At 44.1% G+C, this 22,091-nt stretch carries 13 protein-coding genes; all 13 read right to left on the bottom strand.

Annotated elements, in window-relative coordinates:
• Positions 1-110: 110 nt before the first annotated feature.
• Positions 111-2,762 (bottom strand): hypothetical protein, encoded by a 2,652-nt coding sequence (locus tag FE296_RS18010; protein WP_150365861.1) that lies wholly within the window; start codon positions 2,760-2,762, stop codon positions 111-113.
• 131 nt (positions 2,763-2,893) lie between these two features.
• Complete coding sequence (locus FE296_RS18005; RefSeq protein WP_150365860.1) at positions 2,894-6,523, bottom strand: S-layer homology domain-containing protein; 3,630 nt, start codon at positions 6,521-6,523, stop codon at positions 2,894-2,896.
• Between the two features lie 518 nt (positions 6,524-7,041).
• Positions 7,042-7,383 carry a hypothetical protein gene (locus FE296_RS18000; RefSeq protein ID WP_036612519.1) on the bottom strand — a complete coding sequence of 114 codons (342 nt, stop codon included), beginning with the start codon at positions 7,381-7,383 and terminating at the stop codon, positions 7,042-7,044.
• 206 nt (positions 7,384-7,589) lie between these two features.
• Complete coding sequence (locus FE296_RS17995; RefSeq protein WP_150365859.1) at positions 7,590-11,483, bottom strand: S-layer homology domain-containing protein; 3,894 nt, start codon at positions 11,481-11,483, stop codon at positions 7,590-7,592.
• Positions 11,484-11,648: 165 nt separating this feature from the next.
• The gene (locus FE296_RS17990; RefSeq protein ID WP_036612523.1) at positions 11,649-12,776 is read right to left on the bottom strand and encodes a glycosyltransferase family 4 protein; all 1,128 of its coding nucleotides are present in this window, start codon (positions 12,774-12,776) and stop codon (positions 11,649-11,651) included.
• Between the two features lie 374 nt (positions 12,777-13,150).
• A complete protein-coding gene (locus tag FE296_RS17985) occupies positions 13,151-13,912 on the bottom strand; it encodes a WecB/TagA/CpsF family glycosyltransferase (RefSeq protein WP_076319213.1) in 762 nt (253 codons plus the stop codon).
• A 7-nt stretch (positions 13,913-13,919) separates the two neighbouring features.
• Positions 13,920-15,092 (bottom strand): polysaccharide pyruvyl transferase CsaB, encoded by a 1,173-nt coding sequence (gene csaB, locus FE296_RS17980; protein WP_150365858.1) that lies wholly within the window; start codon positions 15,090-15,092, stop codon positions 13,920-13,922.
• Positions 15,068-17,089, bottom strand: coding sequence for a DUF5693 family protein (locus FE296_RS17975; RefSeq protein WP_150365857.1), 2,022 nt, complete (start codon positions 17,087-17,089; stop codon positions 15,068-15,070). The genes csaB and FE296_RS17975 overlap by 25 nt, the downstream gene beginning before the upstream one ends.
• Positions 17,090-17,306: 217 nt before the next feature.
• Positions 17,307-19,028, bottom strand: a complete 1,722-nt coding sequence (locus FE296_RS17970) for a phospho-sugar mutase (RefSeq protein ID WP_150365856.1) — start codon at positions 19,026-19,028, stop codon at positions 17,307-17,309.
• Between the two features lie 113 nt (positions 19,029-19,141).
• The gene (fabZ, locus tag FE296_RS17965; protein ID WP_036613058.1) at positions 19,142-19,573 is read right to left on the bottom strand and encodes a 3-hydroxyacyl-ACP dehydratase FabZ; all 432 of its coding nucleotides are present in this window, start codon (positions 19,571-19,573) and stop codon (positions 19,142-19,144) included.
• 486 nt (positions 19,574-20,059) lie between these two features.
• Entirely contained in the window at positions 20,060-20,287 is a 228-nt protein-coding gene (locus FE296_RS17960) for a DNA-directed RNA polymerase subunit beta (RefSeq protein ID WP_150365855.1), read from the bottom strand.
• A gap of 12 nt (positions 20,288-20,299) precedes the next feature.
• Positions 20,300-21,139 carry a flagellar hook-basal body protein gene (locus tag FE296_RS17955; protein ID WP_150365854.1) on the bottom strand — a complete coding sequence of 280 codons (840 nt, stop codon included), beginning with the start codon at positions 21,137-21,139 and terminating at the stop codon, positions 20,300-20,302.
• A gap of 45 nt (positions 21,140-21,184) precedes the next feature.
• A complete protein-coding gene (locus tag FE296_RS17950; RefSeq protein ID WP_150365853.1) occupies positions 21,185-22,069 on the bottom strand; it encodes a flagellar hook-basal body protein in 885 nt (294 codons plus the stop codon).
• Positions 22,070-22,091: the final 22 nt, after the last annotated feature.

The raw sequence follows: 22,091 nt of genomic DNA, 5'->3' as shown, positions 1-22,091 counted from the left end.
TCTATTAACTTTAACTATAGAGAAAAAATAGACATGCGACAAGCAAAACCTCGCTTCCGCAGATGTGGAAGCGAGGTCTTAGCTTTAAAATATCTTAATTTTCGTACAAATTACCGATTATTATTGGGATTATTAGAACCCTCTTCCGGGAACTCTGGGATGATCGGTTCTTCTTTTGGCAGTTTGGACACATCGTAACTATAACCTTGTTCTGCAAGGCGTAGGCGTTGACCTTCAAACACATCATACAAGGCTACGCGATATGAGCCACCACGTATTTTGTCAAATACGGTGTCATCAATACTCCAGTTGAGCGTCTGGTTAATGCCTGTCTTCAGATCGGTTCCTGGTGTGATCTCTTTATCAAACACTTTTCCTGACCCATCGGTTAGAGATAAAACAAGCTTGTGTCCATACTCTCCACTATCCACAGCTTCCTCCTGTGTTAAGGAGTAGATCATCTCGATCTGTACTGCCGTTCCACCTGTAAGGTAAGCTTTGATATTGCTGCCCGAGAATTTGAACGGATACAAGTCTATGTCATTCAGAGATGATAGAACAGATAATGATTTCGGTTGCACCTCAAATGACATGGCATTAACATAAGCCGTCGCCTCGCCTTCACCGGTGACAAACTTGTTGTCAGCAACGCCTTCACCTACAATCAGACGCATATCAGATAATGTTTTTACACTTTTCGGCACTTTAGCCCAGAACGTCACAATACTCTTTTGACCTGGTCCCGGTACACGGTTTGCCTGTTTAGCTGTTGCTTTGTAATATTGACCATCTGCTGTTTTGTAGTATCCTACCAACTTCGCAAGGCCACTCTGACGCAGAGACTTATTCGTCATCTCGAATTCGGTGTATACAATATCGGACGAAGATCCCGGATATACATATGTTCTGCGTATGCCCAGCTCTGTTTCTTTATCTGCAGTTCCTTGAGTATAAGTCTTCCTTTCGCCTACATAAGAGAGAGGCTGAATTAGACCAGACGTGCTAAGGGTAATCCAATCATTCTTTTCTTCCTCACTTACTTTCTCCAGCAAAGTTAATTCCAAACGGCTCATGTTAAGTTCAGATGGAATCTTCGTCAGGAGATAAGCTTCCATGACCATCCCCGAACCGAGCAACTTGCCACCTTGCGCGCTAATCAGCTTCGTATCTCCATCAATTCTAGCGGAATCGATTGTGAACATCGCTTCCAGCTCAGGCAATTGGACCGTTTTCGCTGATGCATTACGGATGGTGACCTTGGCAGCAATAATATCACTGTCTGTCCACGGGAGACGTTGTAATGAGCCTACGGACACACCGAATGTACCTTTACTATTCTTAATTACTGTCTCTGTCGTAAGTCCATCTCCACTTGTTACAGATTCAGGAATAGCATAGATGCCAACCGGATAGGAGAACTCAAAGCCACTCGTGCCTCCACCAGATGTTTCACCTTCCTTACTACTGTCATCCTTTGTCGTCGGTGTCATGGCATATAGTTTGATCTTGCTAGTATCCCCATCTCCTTGAATCGTAGTGATCAGCTTGATCGTTTTAGTCGCACCTGGTTTCAACTTCAGATCATCTAGCGCTTTCGTCTCGATCGGATAGGAAGTACCATCTTCTGTACGGATCTCTAATGCGTATTTGGGAACCTTAACTTCTTTTTTCCCTTGGTTCTTAATGACCCACTGCATCGTTAGATCAAACTCTTCATCCTCATCACGGACACGAGCAGATTCCAGAAGAGTCGATACAGGTTGTCCATCAATCGAGATAATGTTCGGTTGATTCGCTGCTACATTTACATTGGTTTGACTAGCTTCAGGAAGCTGTAGCGCAGCTACCGGTAGAGCAGTCTTCTCTTCACCTTGTTCTTCCACTAGCAGTAATTCTGATTTCTCCAGTTTCAACGCTGTAGGCAATGATGCCATTAAATTTAACGTTTTGTTGGCCTGTGCCTGAATACTCACACTTGTACTATCCTTATCCGGGGTCAACGGATAATTCGTACCACCCGGTGTACGTAGAATCCACTTAATGTTTGGATTATCCAACAGTTTGTAACTGATATTATTCAGGTTCACGCCGACTTTGACGTATTGCTTCTTATTCTCACCTGGATACACTTTAATCCCAGAGACTTTAACCTTGACGGCCGAATCACTCAGACGAACCGTCTTCGTTTTGCCTACAGGTGTAGTGATGCTATATGAGGTGGGAACATTGAATTTCCCCAACGTACTTTCATAATTTGGTTTACTGAAATCCCATTTTACAATCAGGAAGTTCAGATCACTTAATTTCACTTCACGTCCAACCTTCATAACGTATGTGAGATCCACCGTGGAACCCGGTGATACCGTCTTTTTCTCCTGATCCTTGGCGATCAGTTTCGGAGAAAAGCTTGTTCCACCTTTTGTTTTCACTTTGCTCCAATAATCGAGCATCATCATCGGTGTGCTGTCATTATTTTTATACGTCAGTGTATACGTCACCGTATTCCCGTCGTCTTGCGACAAGATATTAACGTCGGTTAATTTCACGGTACTCCGTGCGGTCACTTTAACCGCAGGTACCTTAGCCAAGGTATGTACGACTTTGTTCGTGGTTGTTGTCTGTTGCTTCTTTGTTGTTGCGCTGTTATTTGTAGCAGGTTTACCTGAGTTAGCTGGTGTACTTGCGGCAGCTACTAAACCTCCACTAGAACTGATGAATAACATACTAGTTATCAAAGTCGTTATGGCCTTTTTATGATCCACTTCCAAACCTCCCATAAGTTGCTTGTTGCTATATAGTATAAACGTTTGAGAGAAAGAGAAAGTTACGATGTTGTTGTATAAAAGAAAAAAAGCTTACCCAGATGGGTAAGCTTTTTTACAACTCACTGCTATTAGTTAGCAGAAGTTTTGATGGAGATTGTTTTGCTTGGTGCAGCAGTATCTGCTGTAAATGTTACTACTGAAGCAGTGTTAGTTACTGTGTAACCAGTCAGTTCAGCAGCAAATGCATCTTTGATCTTAGCAGCAATAGCATCTGTAGAATCAGCAACCAAAACATCAATTTTCACTTCTTTTGTAATTGTTCCATCTGTGAATGTCACAGTGTTGCTTCCATTTCTGTCGGCTTTATGATTCACAGTGATGCTAACTTGTTGTGTAGCAGCAACCACTGGCGCTTTACCTTCAGTCGTTGTTCGTGCAGAACCAGACAATGCAGCACCAGTCACAGTAGCACCAATTGGTTTGCTTGCAGCTTCAGTTCTAGCTGTGAATACAACTTTTGCACCGTTGCTAGTTACAACGTAATTAGTTGTCAATGCAGTAGCAAATTCACCAGCAACATCGGTAGCAATATCAGCCAGTGTCTCACCAGTAGCTACGGTATGAGTTACACTTTTAGCAGCACCGTCATTGAATACTACAACCACATCATCACCAACAGTTGGTGTTCCTGTCAGAGTCAATTCTGCTACTTGTTTTGCACCATTGTCTTGAACAGCGCCTTCTCTAACAGTTGAAACTGCACTAGTAGTAACACCTGTTGGTGAAGTTACATTAGCGGATGTTCTGAATGCATCCGATTTAGCAGCAAATTTACCATCAGTAGTGCGAATGAATGTTGCATTGTCCTTCACGCTAACAATATATTCAATATTGCTAGGGTTGGAGTAAGTGTCTTTAATAGTGATTTCAACTGTATTACCCACAACTTTCGCTGTGTAATCAGTTACAGGCACCAAAGCATCGCTATCAGACGCTTTGTCAGCGCGCTTAACCAAAAGGTTTGCTGCCAGACCAGCAGTATCACTTGTGTTTACTGAACTATCAAGAGTTACTGTGAACGGAAGTACAATTACACGATCATTTTGTGGCAGAATAGCGCCAGAAACCAGGTTAACTCGTGGAGCTACTGTTCCAGTAGTAGTCAACTGAACTCCAGCAATTTTATGACCAGCATAAGTTTGAATGCTGTTATTGTTCAAAATGTTAACATTAGTGCTGTTAGCAAGATCTGCTGATGTTTTCAGCGTCACTTTGTTATTGTCAATTGATACAGAGTTTACAGTGTTATTGCCAGATACAGTGAAATCATTCACAGAAGCTTGAGCAATCGCTTGGCTGAAAGTCAACTCGATTGTTCTTGCATCTTTTTGTTCTGCTGTAGGTGTAGCAATAATTGACTCATTCAAAGTGCCGGACTCAATCCAAGATGTTGCTTGACCTGTTTTAGATTTCAAACCAGCGATGCTAACTTCTTGAACAGATCCTGGGAACGAAACAAGTGTTCCTTCGATGTATTGTGGGAATACCAGAACAACAGATTTACCATTGTTAGCTACATTCACTTGTACATCAGTTGGAAGAGAAATGTTTTGTGCTACAGAAGATCCGGATTTCACAAATTTCACATAATAGTTAGCACGATTGTTCAACGTAGCGAGATCAATTTCTCTGTCGAATGTAAGTGCAACTTTACGCTCCGAACGATTAACATCTACGCCGCCAAAGTCTGCCAGTTTAGGAGCAGCACTATCACTTGCCAAGAAAGTACCTTCATATGTTACCAAAGTATTATTCAAAGCTGTGAAGTCTTTTACATCAGCTACTTTCAAGCTGTAAGAACCAGAAAGTTTGGAATAGAATGTAACGTTGAATACTTTGTTATCGTAACCTGGTTTTGCATAAACACTCTTAACCGGGATTACATCGTTACCTTTTTTAACAGTGAAGAATTTGATATTTGCAGCGTCAACAGCTTTGTCGAAACGAACTGTCAATTCATCAGTCACGTCGCTACCATAAGTTGCGTCTACTACTTTAGGTTGAACAAGGTCAACTGTAGCAGTAACTTTATGTTCTTTAGTAGCATTTGCATTACCGGAGTAGTCTTTCACATCAACAAACAAGTTTGTTTCGTAACCTGGAAGACGGTTAGCAGTGAAGTCTACTTCGTATACATTACCAGAGATTTGTGTAGCTTTACCAGTTTTCTTAGTTGTACCAGACAACCAGTAGAAGCTTTCATTAGTTACAGAGTTTGGATCTACTTCTTCATCGAAAGTAACAGTTACTTTTTCCAAAGTAGCAGAGATTTCAGTCACTTTAGGACCTTCAGTGTCAACTGCTGCTGTGAAGTCAGATGTTGCCGCCAAAGATTTCAGGCCAGCATAATCTTCAACCAAAGAAGTCGTCAACTTGTGATCTCCAGCGGAGATTGTTCCTGTGTAGTCACGCAGGATTACTTCACGCTCATTAGCACCCAAAGTTACAGATCCAACAAATGCTTTATCATCCAATTGGAAGTTGCTGCTTGTCGGAGTTTTGATTGGCTCAGAGAAAGTAACTTTAATTGCTTTTGTTCCCAGAGCTTTAACTTCTGATACTGTAGGAAGAACGTTATCTGCAGATGTGAAGGAAACTTCACCTTGTGGTACTACAGTACCAGTAGAAGATTTCACGCTTTTCACAGACACTTTATAAGTTGTTCCTTGTGTGAATGCACCAGCAGAAGTTGTATCCAACAAGATGCGAGCTGTTTTACCATCTTCCAACAAAGTTACAGATTTAACTTTACGGGAGTTGTTATCAACAGTGTAGTTGTTTTTGTCAGTTGCAGTAGCTTTGTCTACTTTACCGTCAAAAGCAACGTCAACTTCTTTCAAGTTAACAGAAGAAGCGGATTGTACTTTAGTTGCAGCTTCTACAACATAAGTAACTTTTTCAGTGAAGTTCTTATCTTTGTAAGTAAATTTCACTTCAGTTTCTTTGTTAGCTTCAAGAGCTTTATCCAAAGTAACTTTTACAGTTTCGCCGTCGCTGATTTTGAATTCAACAACTTTTCCACCTTCAGTTACTGTGTAAGAAGATACTTTCAAGCTTTGCGCTTGGTCAATTGAGTAAGCAGCGCCTACAAGCAATTCACGGGAAGCGTTAGCTGTGAAGTTAGTGTTTGCATCAACCAAACCAGCGTTGATTGCTGCTTGAACATAACCTTTAGCCCAAGCTGGAGCAGTGTTGTTTGTTTCAGCTGGGATTTCAAGATCCAATGCACGAGTCAGGATTGTAGCCATCTCGGACACAGTCACTTTACCGTTGAAGTCGAAGATTTTCTTCTCAACGTTTTTACCTTCCATGATACCAGCAGCAGTTACTGCTTCGATGTAAGGTACAGCCCAGTTTTTAGCTGTGTAGTTTTTGTCAGTGTAAGAAAGAGTTCCTGTGATCTCTTTCAGACCCAGCAATTTAGTGATAACTTTTGCAAACTCAGCGCGAGTCATGTCTTTGTCAAGACCTGCTGTACCATCCGGATAACCGTTGAAAATACCTTTTGCTTTCAATGCATCAAACTGTTGTTGCGGGGAAACTGCTGTGTCACCGAATGCTACAGATGCAAACATTGAGAATGCCATTGCTGTAGACAATGCTACGGATAAAATTTTCTTCATAACCTTTTTTTCTCCTCCTTGGGCGTTCATAACATTTGAATTTTCTTTTTTAATAGGGTCGCTCGTATTCCTCATATATTGTTGCACCCCCTTTCCAGAGTTGTGAGCAAGTTAATATAAATGATGTCTGTGAGCATATCACAGAAACTTGTAAACTAGTTAATAAAGCAGAATCACACGTAAATAGAGTAGTTTCCTAATCCTACCTTACGTATTATACAATGGGTCTCTCGTGCCGTAAAGCAATTTTTTCTAAAAAATAGACAAGATTCTTCACGAGGTCATTCTTGGTAACAGGCCCAATGTTTTCGACTCTACACTTTAAACGCAGTAGATTTCAAAAAGTTGCGGATTGCACAAAAAAAGTTTTGATTTTTTTTATGTATAGGTACAGTGCGGGTATTGAAGCCATTCAAAACCTTTTGAAACCATTGATACAGCAATGAATCTAGAATGGTGATCTCTGGTTTGTCTGTGCTACCAACGTTTACTTATACCCGCATCTTCAACCTATGAAGCGACAAAATTCACAAAAAATAAAATAAAAAAGCACCCCTATTGGGATGCTTTTCCTGCACATCTGGAAATATAAGTTATTTAATCTTCATCGCGAGTTCGATAATTTGAGCACGCATATTTGGATCACTGTTCAATCTCAGATACATATCGTCAATTGGTTGTCTGTTCTCACGGTACGTTTTCTCATGCTTCATCGTTGTATGAGACCATTCAATCAACTCATTCTCAGCCAGAACCAGATTGTTATACGCATCATGGAAGCCAGTGGACTGTACAAGCCCTTCCATAACTTCCTGAGAGATCTCCTGAGTCTTGCGTGTATCTTCCAACTTTTTCTCCAGAATGACTGCCTGCTTCTCAAACTGTGTCTTTGCCTTCATGTAGCCCAGCTGGGCTTTCGAATAAATCGGTTTCATTAGCTAACTTCACCCTCTAGATCATTGTGTATTTACCGTTATTGTATCTTAAACTCTAGCAAATTACAAAAATAGTTATTGGTAAAAAACAGTTTCCTTCTATTATAAAAGTATTCTATGTTCATTCGTTGACAGCCATGAAAAGGACCTGCCCCTTTAGAGTAAGGGACAGGTCCTTCCTAAATTGCATTGCTATATCAATTGAATTAACTCAAGGTTTTAGGGAATACTTTTGTGCTCTTCTTGAGCAATTCTACTGCAATTTTGCCTGCTTCAGCACGGGTCAGATTCCCCTTTGGATTAAAAGCGAACTGTGGCTTCTTCTGACCTGCTACTGTGACTGGAGATCCCTCCATAATTTTAGCCTTCGTAACCGCTTGTATCGCTGGTCTTGAATAAGCTTCCATGCTTCCGGAGTCAATAAAGGATTTGGCCAATGCACTAGTTAACTTGCTATCATTGCTTGCCAACTTTAACTCAAGGGCTCTTGCAATCATTACAGCCGCTTGCTCACGTGTAAGAGGTTGATCCGGACCAAAGTTTCCGTCCGTAAGTCCTGATACAATACCTGCTCTGGCTGCCGTTTCAATACTTGCATAGTCCCACGTAAATGAACTTGTCCCTGCTCCTACATCTGTAAATGTAGGTTTATTATCTGAAGTAATTGGCAAGTTCAATCCTTTTACAAGAATGGTAGCAAATTCGCCACGGGATGCGCGATCATCTGTTCCGAATTGTTCGAAACGAATTGGCTGCATGAAACCTTTGGCATACAACGCATTCAGAATATTTCTAGCCCATCCATGATTGGTGATATCATTGTAACTTCTTCTTAATTTCATAACTTTATAATATCCGAATTGATCAAATGGAACAGTGACTGTATGTTTCTTGGAATCTACTTCTCCACCAATTCGTTTCCACTCGCGTCCTGGTGTGTAATAGAAGACGGAAATTGTAGTTCCAGCATCATCTACTACATTTGAATCATAGGTCAGTGTCAATGTTCCACGCTGTGAAGGCTTGATTGTACGCTCCGCCGGTACCTTAACATCTCCATATAGAGCGTCGGGTGTATATGGCCCGATACCATTCGTTGGCGCCTTATATGTCGTTGAATCTCTTGAACCGTATTCACCCAGACCGCCGCTGATCCAATAAATATCAGAAATTGGACTGAAGTTCAATGTATCCCCGACAATGGCCGAGAATCTTCTAAAGTATTCTTCTTGTACATCAAAGTTGACTGGGTCACCCTCACCTCTCTCTGCACCTACGCCCATTACAGTACCATAGTCATTTCGACGCTCCACAATACCATTATTGGGATCTGCGATACCAAAGAGAAGTTTATTGTCTGGATAAAATTTCTTGATTCCACGAATATCGGTACTCTCCATGACTGTACCTTTCGGGAAACTCAATTCCAACTTTTTATTGAAAGCTGAATACTTATTAGCTACTTTCGGAGCCATGTATTGTGAATCGATACCTGGACTTGTTGTGTAGAATACATCAATAGTATCAGTGGTTGTTACTCCATCGCGATTAATAGTTATTTTAATTTTATTAGATTTGTCCGGCTTCAATCCTACATAATCTAGGACAAAACGGTCTGTCTCTACACCTTGCAGCTTCTGTGCAGCCTCTTTATCAATAACAACCCCTGTTGCACCTTCTGCTTCGATGTCAAATTTCACAAAGTTCTTATTTACAACGATACGATCACCTGAAGTCGGTTTAGGCGATAAAATCCGGTATCCAGTTACTTCTTTAACAATTTCAAGTTTCTGACTGGTCTTCGCTCCCGTCCGATTGAAGAGGTCTAGTGTATAGATATACGTTCCTGGTGTATCCATTTTGAGATTACGCAAACGAATAACAAAGTCCTGTTGGCGACCTGCTCTGTCAACTGTAACAGTACCATTATCCAGTGCATACTGAGGATCAATCTTTGCATTGTCCCAAGTTGCCGTGTTTCCATCTGGAATGTCCTGATCGAATATCTTCTGAGTCCCCATGCTCAAACTCATCCGTGTCGCACCTGCTCCGCGAATGACAATATCAAAGTTCTTCAAGCTGGTGGTGATTTTATTATCAGCATACACGAACTCTGGTGACATATTGAACGCATCTTTGACCCACTGTGCATCCGGATCTAATGGATCAATAAATTCTGGACGACCTTTCGTAATCGCAGGTTGGAAGTTTCGAATGTTCGAAATATTATTATCATTAATATAGATTCGAAGTTCCTTAGATACCTCTTTAAGTTGTCCGTTCTCATCCTTAGTTGTTCCTGTCAGGACAATTCGGTTCTCACCAAAAAACAGCAAGCCATTCGGTTCTCCTATAGGAATGATCACGTTATTAATCGTTCCATCTGTCCCCAGGTCCAATTTGCGTGGGAAATCCGTATTTCCGCTACCCTCTGTAGAGTATGCTTTAGTACCGTTCGCAAAAATTTCAGCTACAAAGTATGGACTGCTCAACGTATCGAATCCAATGTATTGACCTTGAATTGGAACGCCTGTAGCATTGTCTTTCAAATCATGAGTCTGACCATCAGTAAGATTTTCTACAGAGATAAAGCTTTTTGAAGCGAAGGAAATCGTTGCATTCCGACCTGTGCTCGATCCGGAATACTTAAATTGAACAACTTGATTTCCCGTTTTAAACCCTTTAATCTCGTAAATATTTTTTGTAGTATCCGTTGCACTAAGCGAACCCCTATGGGTTATATCAATTGGACTTGTTCCTCTTGGCAGATAATCTGCTACTAGGGTGGTTGGGTCGCTTGGAGCTCTGCTAGTCTCAACTAAAATGAAGAAGTTGGATCCACTTACGCTGGCACCATCAAGTGGTATTCCATCTGGAACAGTACCAGACCCATTGTAGTCTCTAAGATACTTCAATCCTGTAATTACAACTGCATCTTGTACATATTCAAAATTCATACTTGTTGTAACTTTTTTGTCCCCATAGTCTACCGATAGACTATGATTCTGTAATCGGTCAGGAGCTCCGTTGAATGTGATTGGGTTAATATCAAAGGAAATTAGGACATAAGCCGGTGTGTTTTGTCCCACGCTAGGGATATGTTCCACATTTACATTACTTACACCCGTGTTCCCATTTCCATCGACATCAATGACCGGAACTTCAGTAACATCAGCTCCCGGAAGCAGTAACTGTGCTTTTACATTGGCACTAGCAGGAGTACCTCCATAAGTCGGTCTAGCTGATGAAAGCATACTTTGCGGCAAACCGTTTGTACCTTCAATCAAATCCAACTGAGTGAATGGTTTTGTCTCATCATAATATAACAAAGAATAATTAAATACTTTCTTATCTACGCCACTCTCAATCGTCATTCTCAGATCATTCTGACCTGGCTTCAGTGTGAGTACCGGGGAGAAGAACGTACCATCCTGTAACAGTGACGTAGGGAGTTCCGAGCCACCATTCAATGATATCGTTACTTTGGATGAGTTCTGCGCGACACCCTGAATTGTAACCTCGCCGGTGTTAACCACGACCTGAGATCCTTCATTCAAATTGAGGTTATCTGCTCCACCAAGGACTTGCAGTTTCTCAATGTATGGGACGGAATCGTATAAAATATAAAAACTCTCAGAGCGTTCACTTGGTCCTTGGGATCCTGTAAACGTAATTTTGTTCATCCCTGGGAATAGTGTAATGGTTGATCTAAAACGATTATCCGGACGATTAGGATCAACAGTTACTACACCTGGTGCAACGCGTGTACTATCTGGAGTCCATGTGTCCCCTTTAAGATTCATCAGTTGAACATTCACACCAAGTGTAGAACCCGTAACGTTAGTGAATGTTCCAGTTAAAACCTGCTCCTTACCTGTAACAACATAAGCAGATGTACGAGACAACACATCCGCATTGGCACTGTTTCCGCTCAACTTCAGTCCTACTGTATCTTTCAATTGAACATTCCCAGCATTATCAGGAGTAAAGTAACTTGTCTGTCCCGCCGCCGATGCAATTGGTGCATAGCCAGCAGGAATCAGAGTTACCACCAGCGCTATCAGCATTAGCCAAACAATTGGCTTTTTCATACGCAGCATTAAATATCATCTCTCCTCTTTTTAAGTCAGTTACCTTTATATATCGGCAAAAGGTTCCAATTATTTAGTAAAAATCTCAAAATAAACAAAAAACCTTATCCACAAGGAATAAGGTTGGGTCTGGAATAATATTCAAGAATAGCTATAACCATTACATTTATATATTTATGATTTCGAACGTGTCTCCGGATTCAACTTGACGCGCATGCGCATCAGGAAGTTAATAACCGGTCTTCTCGTTTTGCTAACAAGCCCGATGACTTCTGCTCCAACTTGGAGGAAGAACATCATGATACAGATGACCACAAATGTTACCCAGTTGGCTTCGAACATGGCAGCGGACGATTGGATAATCGCCAGAACTCCGAAGAACGCAGCAATTCCATAGATGATCAGTACCGTCTGACGGTGACTGAATCCAAGTTCACGCAAGCAGTGATGTAGGTGACCTTTATCCGGTGCGAAAATCGGTTTCCGTTGTACCGCACGACGAATAATCGCGAAGAAGGTATCCGAGAGCGGCACACCGATAATGATCAGCGGTGTAATAAAGGACACGATAGCAATTTGTTTGAATCCCAGCATGGACAGCATTGCCAGAGAGAAACCAAGGAATAGTGATCCGGTATCCCCCATGAAGATCTTGGCCGGGTGGAAGTTGAAGAACAGGAATCCGATAATACTACCCAGCAATACAAGACACATCAAGGCAATCATCATGTTACCCATCAGGAAGGACATCACGGCAATGGTACCAATTGCAATACCAGATACACCGGCTGCCAGACCATCCAGACCATCAATCAGGTTAATCGCATTGGTTACACCAACGATCCATAAGATCGTCAGCGGAATGGATACCCAAGCTTCGAGTGAAGAATAGGAATCCTGAAAAGGAATGTTAACGAAATCTACCCGGATATTAAATCCAAATACAACGACAGAAGCAGCAACGATCTGACCAAGCAACTTCACTTTGGCTGATAGTTCAAATCGATCATCGAGTGCTCCGATCAGCACAATAATTGTTCCACCAATCAGGAACGCGCTGACAAAACTCATATCCCGAGTTGTGAACCATGCCGATACAAACGGAAGCAATGCAGCAACTGTAATAATAAAGGCCAGGAATATCCCCAGACCACCAAGACGTGGCATGATCCGTGTGTGTACTTTACGTGCATTCGGCGTATCCATTGCGCCAATGCGGACCGCGAACTTTTTGACAAGTGGTGTCAGGGCAAGAGCCAGTCCCATTGACACGATAAATCCAATGATAAAGATCGCTACCATTTGAACATTCGACCCCCAATTATAATACCTGTACGAAATTATAAATCCCCTGATCTCTTTTTATATATAAAAAATATTGTTAGTCACTTTTGATGAAAAATGCCATTTGCACCAGAACGGAGAGGGCAGAAATAACCTGTAGAAGCGAAGCGTTCGCCTTTATCGCGGGATTTCAACCTTAGAAAGGTAGATAAAAGAAATCCAGAGATAACAGCGATCAAAAGGTTATTCTGACATCGAAGTGGCCATGTGCAACTAAAAGTTTCATGTGAGTGGCACACATGTAATCCGGAATGAATTATACGCTCATCACACCCGAAAAGCTATCCTCAATTTCTAGCATAAACAAGCAATTATCTCTTAATTACCTGTTTTTAACGGACTTTCGTCACGTTTTCTTTGTCACGCATCACCTTAACAGCGAATTTCGGAAGCGCCAGCATCCGGCCAGCCCGGCTTGGTTCACGCAACAAGCGATAGAACCACTCCAGTCTTAACTTTTGGAACAGCATAGGCGCACGTTTCGTTTTGCCCGAAATCACATCAAAGCTGCCGCCAACGCCCATGGTTACGGGAACCTGTAGTGCATCTTTGTGCTTATGAATCCACGGTTCTTGGGTGTCGGCCCCACGTGCTACAAACAACAGATCAGGTGCTGCTTCCCGAATGGAAGCGATGACCTGTTCATCCTCAGCCGGACCAAAATAACCGTCGCGATAACCCACAATTCGAATCGCCGGATATTGCTGTTGTAACCGAACTGCCGTTTCTTGAATCACCTCAGGAGTGGAACCAAGCAAATATACGCCCCATCGATAGTTTTCTCCAACACGCAGCAATTCATGTAAAAGCTCAAATCCCGGCACTCGCTCAGCTACAGGATCTCCACAATAGTTTGCAGCCCATACAACACCTGTTCCATCAGGAACAATCAATTCCGCAGCTTGCATGACTTCCATGATTGCGGGATTTTCCAATGCGGCCATAACCATAATGGGATTGGCTGTAATGACCTGATGTGGTGTCTGCTTGGAAAGCACAGCTTCCTGAAGAACCTTTACCGTTTCTTTCATCGTCAGTTTGGAAAAAGGAATGCCGTAGATCGAAACGGTAGGTATTGATCCGGTCTGACTCATCTTTATCTCATCCTTTGCGGCCTAAATAGTTAATAATCTGCTGTGCAGGTACTCTGGCTTCCTGCTTCAGTTGGGTGATACCTTCTTCATGTTCCTTCAGCCACTGTGAACGTTGATCCAGCAATCCAACGACAGTCTTGGCGAGTTTGTCGCCATCGAGTGAGCTCGTATCCCCTGCTGGTTCACTATTCAGACGAAGCAGGAATTGATCGATTTTCGGATCATACGAAATACCCACCGGAGGCACATATTGCGAAGCTGCATAGATCAGACTGTGCAGACGCATCCCGATGACGAGATCACAGTTGCTGACTTCCCCCAGCATAAGCTGAGGGTCGGTCAGGTCCTGTGTGATGCTAATCTCGCTGCCTTTGCTGGTCACATCACCGAGCATTTCCATAAGGAATCGTGATGCCTGTTCATCAACCGGCAAATGAAATGGCAGAAAACGCAAGTGCACCGCTCTTTTGGAGCACAGCTTTTTCAATCCTGCTGCAATAGCCGTAAGTTCCTTCCGGTCTGACTCCCAAAAACGTACTGATACGCCGATCACAGGAAGCTTGGTATGTCCTCCAGTTGAAGGTTCCACTCGACTAGCAGCATTTGCTGAGACAGCACCTGCGCCCCTCTCAACTTTTGTTTCAGGTAATGGCAAACCCATTACGGGGTCGGGTACAACATGGATCTGATTCCACTGTAACCCGAGCCCACGCAGGTAGTCTGCAGATTGTTCATCCCGTACGGATACATAGGTGCAGGCCTTAAAGACCGATTTGATCATCGGATTGAAAATTTTACGATTCACAGGGCCAATCCCCTGTGCATAGATAAACGTTGGTTTTTTCAGCCACTGGGCCAGCTTGATTACACCCAGATAATAAGGAATGGATTTCAGTCCAGTTGCATCCTGCAATAGACTTCCTCCGCCACTAATTAACCCGTCGCTCTCCTTAAGTGCTTCACGGACTTCCTTCAATTTCATACGATGCACGGAACGCACACCGTACATGGCGGTTGTCGACTCGGGATCACCCGAGAGAACAATAGGTTCAATCGTTATGTTCGATCTTTGGCTTTCCTCTTCCAGCGCTGTCAAAATCGACTTTAGCACCGCTTCGTCTCCGCTATTGCGGAATCCATAATACCCCGAGATGACTAACTTTTGAGAAGTGGTGACCATTTTTTCCAACATCCTTCCGCTACTTGCCACACACCCACAGCAATGATACCGAAGATTAAGCCAAGTCCCAATCCCATCACTCCACGAATGAGTGACAATACAGCCGGCGTATGGATATGCGCGAACGTATCCACCATGGACAACTGTCCAATCGCTGCAATAATGAGCACAAAGATGACTTTACGATATTTTAAAGCGGCGAACACGCCAACGATAAACAGCGGGTGTCCCAGCATAAATTCTTTGAATCTCGGACGTACACCGAACGTATCTTCCAACGTGGTACGAAGGAACATCTCGAATGGTGTTACTGAACCCGAGTTGCCTGTACGGCTCAAGTAATAGTACCCAACAACGGCAGCAACAAGCGCCAAAACAACCATTAACACATTAATTGGCATACGAAGCATTTCTTTGATTTTCTTGATAGAGAACGAACCCGAACCCCGGTAAAACACAATGTAGATCGCTACCAACGCCATAGGCGCAAAGTGCAACAGACTTACGCCGCGGAACTGGTTAATCACCAGACTGTACGTAATGCTGTTAAGCAACGCGATAACAAAAGGTACGGCCAGGAACGAAATAATTGACGTTCTTACATATAAAACTACAGTCTGTTTCAAGCGGCGACCTGCAGATGCGTCAGGTTGACGCTGTTGCTGATAGTTCACGGTACGAACAGCCAGCACCATCGCTATGGTCGGCGCCGCTATGGCCACAAGCAAGGCAATTCCTTGCTCCAGCAACGTTGGTTTCAAGAGGAATAATCCTGCACTGCCCACCAAAGCAACCACAAATGCGATCAAGGTCAGTAGTGGGATAAAATAAGAAACCATAAGTGCAATCATGGCAATTGCACCAACGAGAGCAACCAGTTTGGCATAACGTTGAATCGACGAATCCTTAACTGTGAATGCTTCAGCTTGTCCAAGTTCGAAGCCATGCTTCGCCATACGTTCTATCGCATGACCCGGCTCACCCAGGCTGTTGATCAGATTCTCAATTGGATCTGTAATCATGGCCTTGGCTGTATTGCGGCTTGGCGATGCATTCATATAGAGCATACGAATGTTGCGATCCTTAGTTGCGAGAACAAAACGGTCAGCGATCGTGTCTACGTCCAGATTGGCATCTCCATCACTAAGCGAGTACAGACGGGTAACGTTGTAATCCGTTTTATAAGCAAGGGTCTGGAACCCAGACTGCGGTTTCTTCAAGTTTTCAATGGCTGCAAGACCAATATTGTGCTTGTTCAGCAACTGTGCGAATTGGTCGAGACTTTTCATGTCTGCATTATCATTGTACCCTTTCACAGCATCACCATCAAACAAGATGCGCTTTACGCCATTCTCTTCGAAGAAGGTAAGCAAGCGTTCCATTGATTCCTGGCTGTATGGCACACTGTCCGAGATCCGCGGCAAAATGTAGAAACCTTTATCACGCAGCATCTTCACGGCAACCGGATCAGGCTGCAAAGGCTGCATGTTGGCATTCTCCGGAGGAGTCTGCAATATTAAGCCGCTACGACCTTCATATTCCCATGGCACTACCGGAATCTGCCGATCAGCGAACGTTTGTTCAATAATAGGGGTATACGTCTGTGCGTTTTCCTCCGATGTAAATAACACATACGTGTAATTTGCATTAGAAGGGATCACATCTTTGGTCAGGTTTGCAAGATCCTGGCCGTTATATACCATTAGTCGGCGTGTCTTTCTCAGCTCGTCCAATGTACTTTCGAACACAGCCATCGTAGTTACGCCTGCGTCTTTTAGACGAGTCAATTGTTCATTCATGAAATCTTGCGGATGTGCCTGATACGCGGAGATATCCAGCAGACCCCGATAGTTGAAAACAAGCTCCACCTTTTTGGCAGAAGATTCTGTCTGCACCCGATCACTGATTACAGGGATGGACGCAACCAGACCGATAATAACGACGAGCCACAACCACTTCCGAGAAGCGTTATTCCAATAAAGCCATTTTTGACGCACTACATGTACCTCCTCAAGTGTTGGAACCAAATGCACGTTCAGCTCAAGTAATTCGTTCATTTAACATTCATACAATAGGTTACAAACAGCTTGTGTCAACAAGCCCTCTTATATGCCAGATCCATCTGTACTATTATTTCAAAGAAAAACCCCTCCGCCAACCAACCTTACGGTGCGGAGAGGCCTTCTCATGTCCTAACTCTTTGTTGCATTCGTATTATTGTGCGTCTACACGCGACATTACGTTGGTCACCAGACGCTCGATCCGGCTTTCTGCATCTTCCAAACTCTCTCCACGAACGGCGAAGTATACTTTGATCTTCGGTTCTGTTCCTGAAGGACGCAAGCAGAACCATGAACCGTCTGCCAAAATGAACTTCAGTACGTTTTCCTTCGGAAGACCGTCCAGACCAAGGGAGTAGTCCAATACATCTTGTACAGCAATTCCCGCTACTTCTTGTGGCGGATTGGAACGCCAGTCCGTCATTTTGGCCTGAATCTGAGCTACGCCGTCTTTACCTTTCAGCGTACGGGACTCCAGCTTCTCCAGGAAATATCCGAATTGGTTGTACAGCTCTTGCAAGACATCATAGAGGGTCTTGCCTTGACTCTTATAATACGCTGCAGCTTCAGCAATCAGCATCGAGGCAAGAACAGCATCCTTGTCACGGGCATAGTTGCCTGACAGGTAGCCATAACTCTCTTCATATCCGAACAAGAAGGTATGACTGCCTGTTGCTTCGAACTGGTTCATTTTTTCACCAATATATTTAAACCCTGTCAGTGTGTTCATCACTTCTGCACCGTAATGTTCAGCAATGACAGCACCCATCTCACTTGTTACAATCGTTTTGACAACCGCACCATTGCTTGGCAGTGTTCCTGTCTCTTGCAGGCGACTGAGCAGGTAATGTACCATAATGGCACCAGACTGGTTACCAGACAAGACGAAATATTTGCCATCGTTGTCTTTCACGACAGCACCCATACGGTCTGCATCCGGATCTGTTCCGATCAGAATATCAGCACCAACAGATTCGCCCAACTTCATTGCTAGCGTAAACGCTTCGCGTTCTTCCGGGTTAGGGGATTTCACGGTAGAGAACTCAGTATCCGGCTGTTCCTGTTCAGCCACAATGTGCACTTGCTCGAATCCGATCTGCTCCAGTACGCGACGCACAGGGATGTTTCCTGTTCCGTGCAGCGGTGTGTAAACAATTTTGAAATCACGACCTATGCCAGATTGGATCAGTTCGCGACTCAAACTGCGGCTTGCCACGGTATCCACAAACGCCTGGTCTTGGTCTTCACCCAACCAGATCAGTAGCCCCTGAGCTTCTGCTTCTTCTTGCGTCAGCTTCTTCACGTCAGCAAGGGAAGGCACTTCCTGGATGTACTGAATGACTTTTTCCGCTTCAGCCGGTACCAATTGTCCGCCCTCATGATTGTAGACTTTGTATCCGTTGTATTCCGGTGGGTTATGGCTCGCTGTTACAACGATTCCGCCAGTAGCCTTCTGATTACGCACTGCAAATGACAACTCTGGAGTTGAACGCAGGGATGGGAACAGCTTGGCTACAATGCCGTTTCCAGCCAGTACAAGCGCAGCATCCAGTGTGAATTCAGGTGAGAAATGACGGGAATCATGAGCAATGACAACAGAAGGTTTACCTTCTTGGTCACCATGCTGCTCAAGCAAATAACGCGCAAATCCTTGCGTTGCCCGACCTACAGTGTAGCGGTTCATCCGGTTGCTTCCGGCACCAATGACTCCGCGCAATCCACCTGTACCAAACTCCAGGTTTCTGTAAAAACGTTCCTCCAGCTCTTTCGGCTGATCCTGCAAGTCACGAAGCTCCTGTTTCGTTGCTTCATCAATCGAAGCATCCTCCAACCATTGCTGCAACGTCTCTGCTGCTGCTGTGCTTAACTGTTCCATTCCGATAAACCCCTTCCGTCTATATAAATTCAGGTGTGCTGAGTTACTTCAGCATCTTGTATCATTCGGTCCGTCTACGTTCCTGCATGATGTAGATGCTCACGTATGTGTAATCAGCTTGGGTCAGACAGTGCAAACATAATCTCGCCTTCAGCGACCACTTTGTCGTTCACTCGGGCAGTTGCTTTACCTTTACCAATCGAACCCTTGAGACGTGTAATCTCCACTTCCAGAATCAACGTATCTCCGGGCACAACTTGTCCACGGAATCGGAAGTTGTCCAGTCCCGCCAAAAAGCCGATTTTGCCTTTGTTGCCTTCCAAATTCAGAATGGCTACCGCACCAACTTGAGCCAGTGCTTCTGTAATCAGTACACCCGGCATTACCGGATACTCTGGGAAATGACCAATGAAGAAAGGTTCGTTAATGGTTACGTTTTTCAGACCAACGGCACGTTTGCCATCCTCAATCTCTAGAATCTTGTCCACCAGCAGAAACGGGGGACGGTGCGGGATGATTTCTTGAATCTGTTTGATATCGAGCACAATGTAATCTCCTCTCGGGATGTTTATATGAGCGTTCTTCATCATGGATTGACTCTTAGCGCTACGGTGGTCGTTACGGTTACGGATCGTCCCTCTGATCGCTGTTGTCTCCGAATTTTTTTGATCAACCTCAGAGAGGTCAAAATTCGGTGACAAAGGCGAGCGCTTCGCTTCTTCTGAACGATTCCGTTCCCTCCACTTACTTCGGTGCTGCAAGGTCAACCCCCACATGACAAAGTCGAAGCTCATATAAAAGGTTTTTAATTTTAAAATTTTGTATGGAAAGCATATTTTCGGTTAACACTAGTTATATCCTTCATGACTGCAGTAGTGAAGGTTAAGATAAGGGGTCTCTCTTCGCGATGACGAATGTCTTTCGCAGGGGAGGCCTCTTTTGTGACGTCAAACGTCATCCATCATTATACTGTTTTCAACGTCAAAAAGAAAACTCCTGCCTGCGCAGGAGTTTTCGCTTAACTCGTTACATTATGGAGCGAATACCAGATTATATACATGTTCCCATGTACTCCATTGCCATACGGAACCGATATCCTGTTTGCCCAGTACCACATATCCAGCTACCATTCCGCCAGCAAGGGCAAGAACAAGCAGGGCCGGGACCAGGAACCATCTAGCGATGCGCCATCCACTCTTCTTCTTCTTCTTGACTTCCTTTTTCTCCGGCTTACTGTTCTGCTGCTGTGTTTCTGTCATCACATTCACCTTTTACGCTCTCATATTGTTGGCAAGACCCAACATGGAATCACTTGAAGTTAGCGCCTTTGCCGCCAGTTGATATGTCCGCTGTCCTTGCATAAGCAAAGACATCTCCTGTGCCATATCCACATTGGATTGCTCCAGATATCCTGGACGGATCAATGCAGCTGCTTGACGTGTAGCTGCATTCGCGCCAAATACATCATCCTCGGTTAATCCCGCATCCAGGCCAAAGAGGTTATCCGCATATTGTACCAGACCTTCAGGACGTTCAATGTCTACCACTTGCAGTTGTGCCCCAATGGTTGCGTTCGCCTCATTACCGCGTCGGATTAACAGGTTGCCATTTTCATCAAAAGCAACTTTGCTATTGTTCGGTGCCGTAATACGGTTTCCTAGACGATCCAGGGCAAAGTGACCTTCGCCGTTAACCATGACCATCATATCTGGTGAATTCGGAGTAGGCTTCGGTCTTGTATCGGGCACAAAATGAAATGCACCCTGACGTGTCCACATTTTTTCCCCATTCGCTTCAACCGCAAACATGGCATTTCCCTCAATGGCCAAATCGGTCGGAAGGCCAGTCTCGTTCAAGGTGCCTTGAGACATATCCTTCGTCACATCCGCCAAACGAGCACCAAACCCAAGATTATACCCCATTGGAGTGGAACGTCCGTCGAGTTTGTACTTGTCGTGTTGTTGTTGCACCCGTGTGAGCACATCCTCGAAAGCCGCTTGCTTACTCTTATAGCCTGCCGTATTCACGTTGGCAATATTATCGGCAATGACATCCAGACGTTGCTGTATGGCAGTCATGGAAACTTTGGCACTAATCATGGAATTATTCATCGGTGGTTTACCCTCCCGCTACGCGGTTATATTTAAACGTCGGCGTTATACACGCCCGACTTCATTGACGGCTTTATCCAGACTGCGGTCGTAGAATTGTACGACCTTCTGGTTTGCTTCATACGCACGGAATGCGGCGTTCATATCAACCGTTGCCTGTGAGGCATCGACATTAGAGCCTTCCAGGTAACCCTGACGGATCTGCACATTATCACCGGCAGCCATCATCCGTGACGTTGCCCCGTTTGCATCACTAAGACTGAAATTGCCATTACCTTGACGAACCAGTTGATTCGGCTGGTCAATGACACTAATGCCAAGAGTAACCCCTGTTGGTGCACCTGTTGCTGCATCCACGAGACGACCTTGCTCATCCACTTTAAATTGCTCTACGGAACCTGTCAACACTATAGGTTGTCCATTATTATCCAACACTTGTGAACCTGTTGAACTCAGCAATTGTCCGGTTCCTGTAATCTCGAAGTGACCATCGCGTGTATATCCGGTGTTACCTTCTGCATCCTGAACTGTAAAATACGCCTGAGGCTGGTAAGTCACCGTGCCGTCGGCCCGTACAAATTTGCCTGATGCGTCAAACGGGACAGGTTGTCCAGTCTGCGGATCATTTACCGTCATATTGGATGAAATGGAAAAATCATTTTTCTGCCCAGTCTCCATAATGGTCCCCTGCAAATTCATGGACAAACTCTCTTCCGCGAACACCCCCGTGTTCAGCTTGCCCAACCGCTTTGTCGGGAGATTTGCATCTCCGCCTACCAAGGTAATGAGCATTTCCGGGAAGGAACGGCTTACGCTGTTGACCTGTTTGTATCCCGTGGTGTTCATATTTACGATATTCTGTGTTGCTGTGTCATGGCGGCGTTGTTGCGTAATCATTCCCGCAGTAGCGGTGTACAGACCTCTTAACATGAATTAACCCCTCTCCTCAAGC

The organism is Paenibacillus sp. UASWS1643 (assembly GCF_008693195.1).
Lineage (GTDB): Bacteria > Bacillota > Bacilli > Paenibacillales > Paenibacillaceae > Paenibacillus > Paenibacillus amylolyticus_B.
This window is presented reverse-complemented; position numbering and strand designations above follow the sequence as displayed.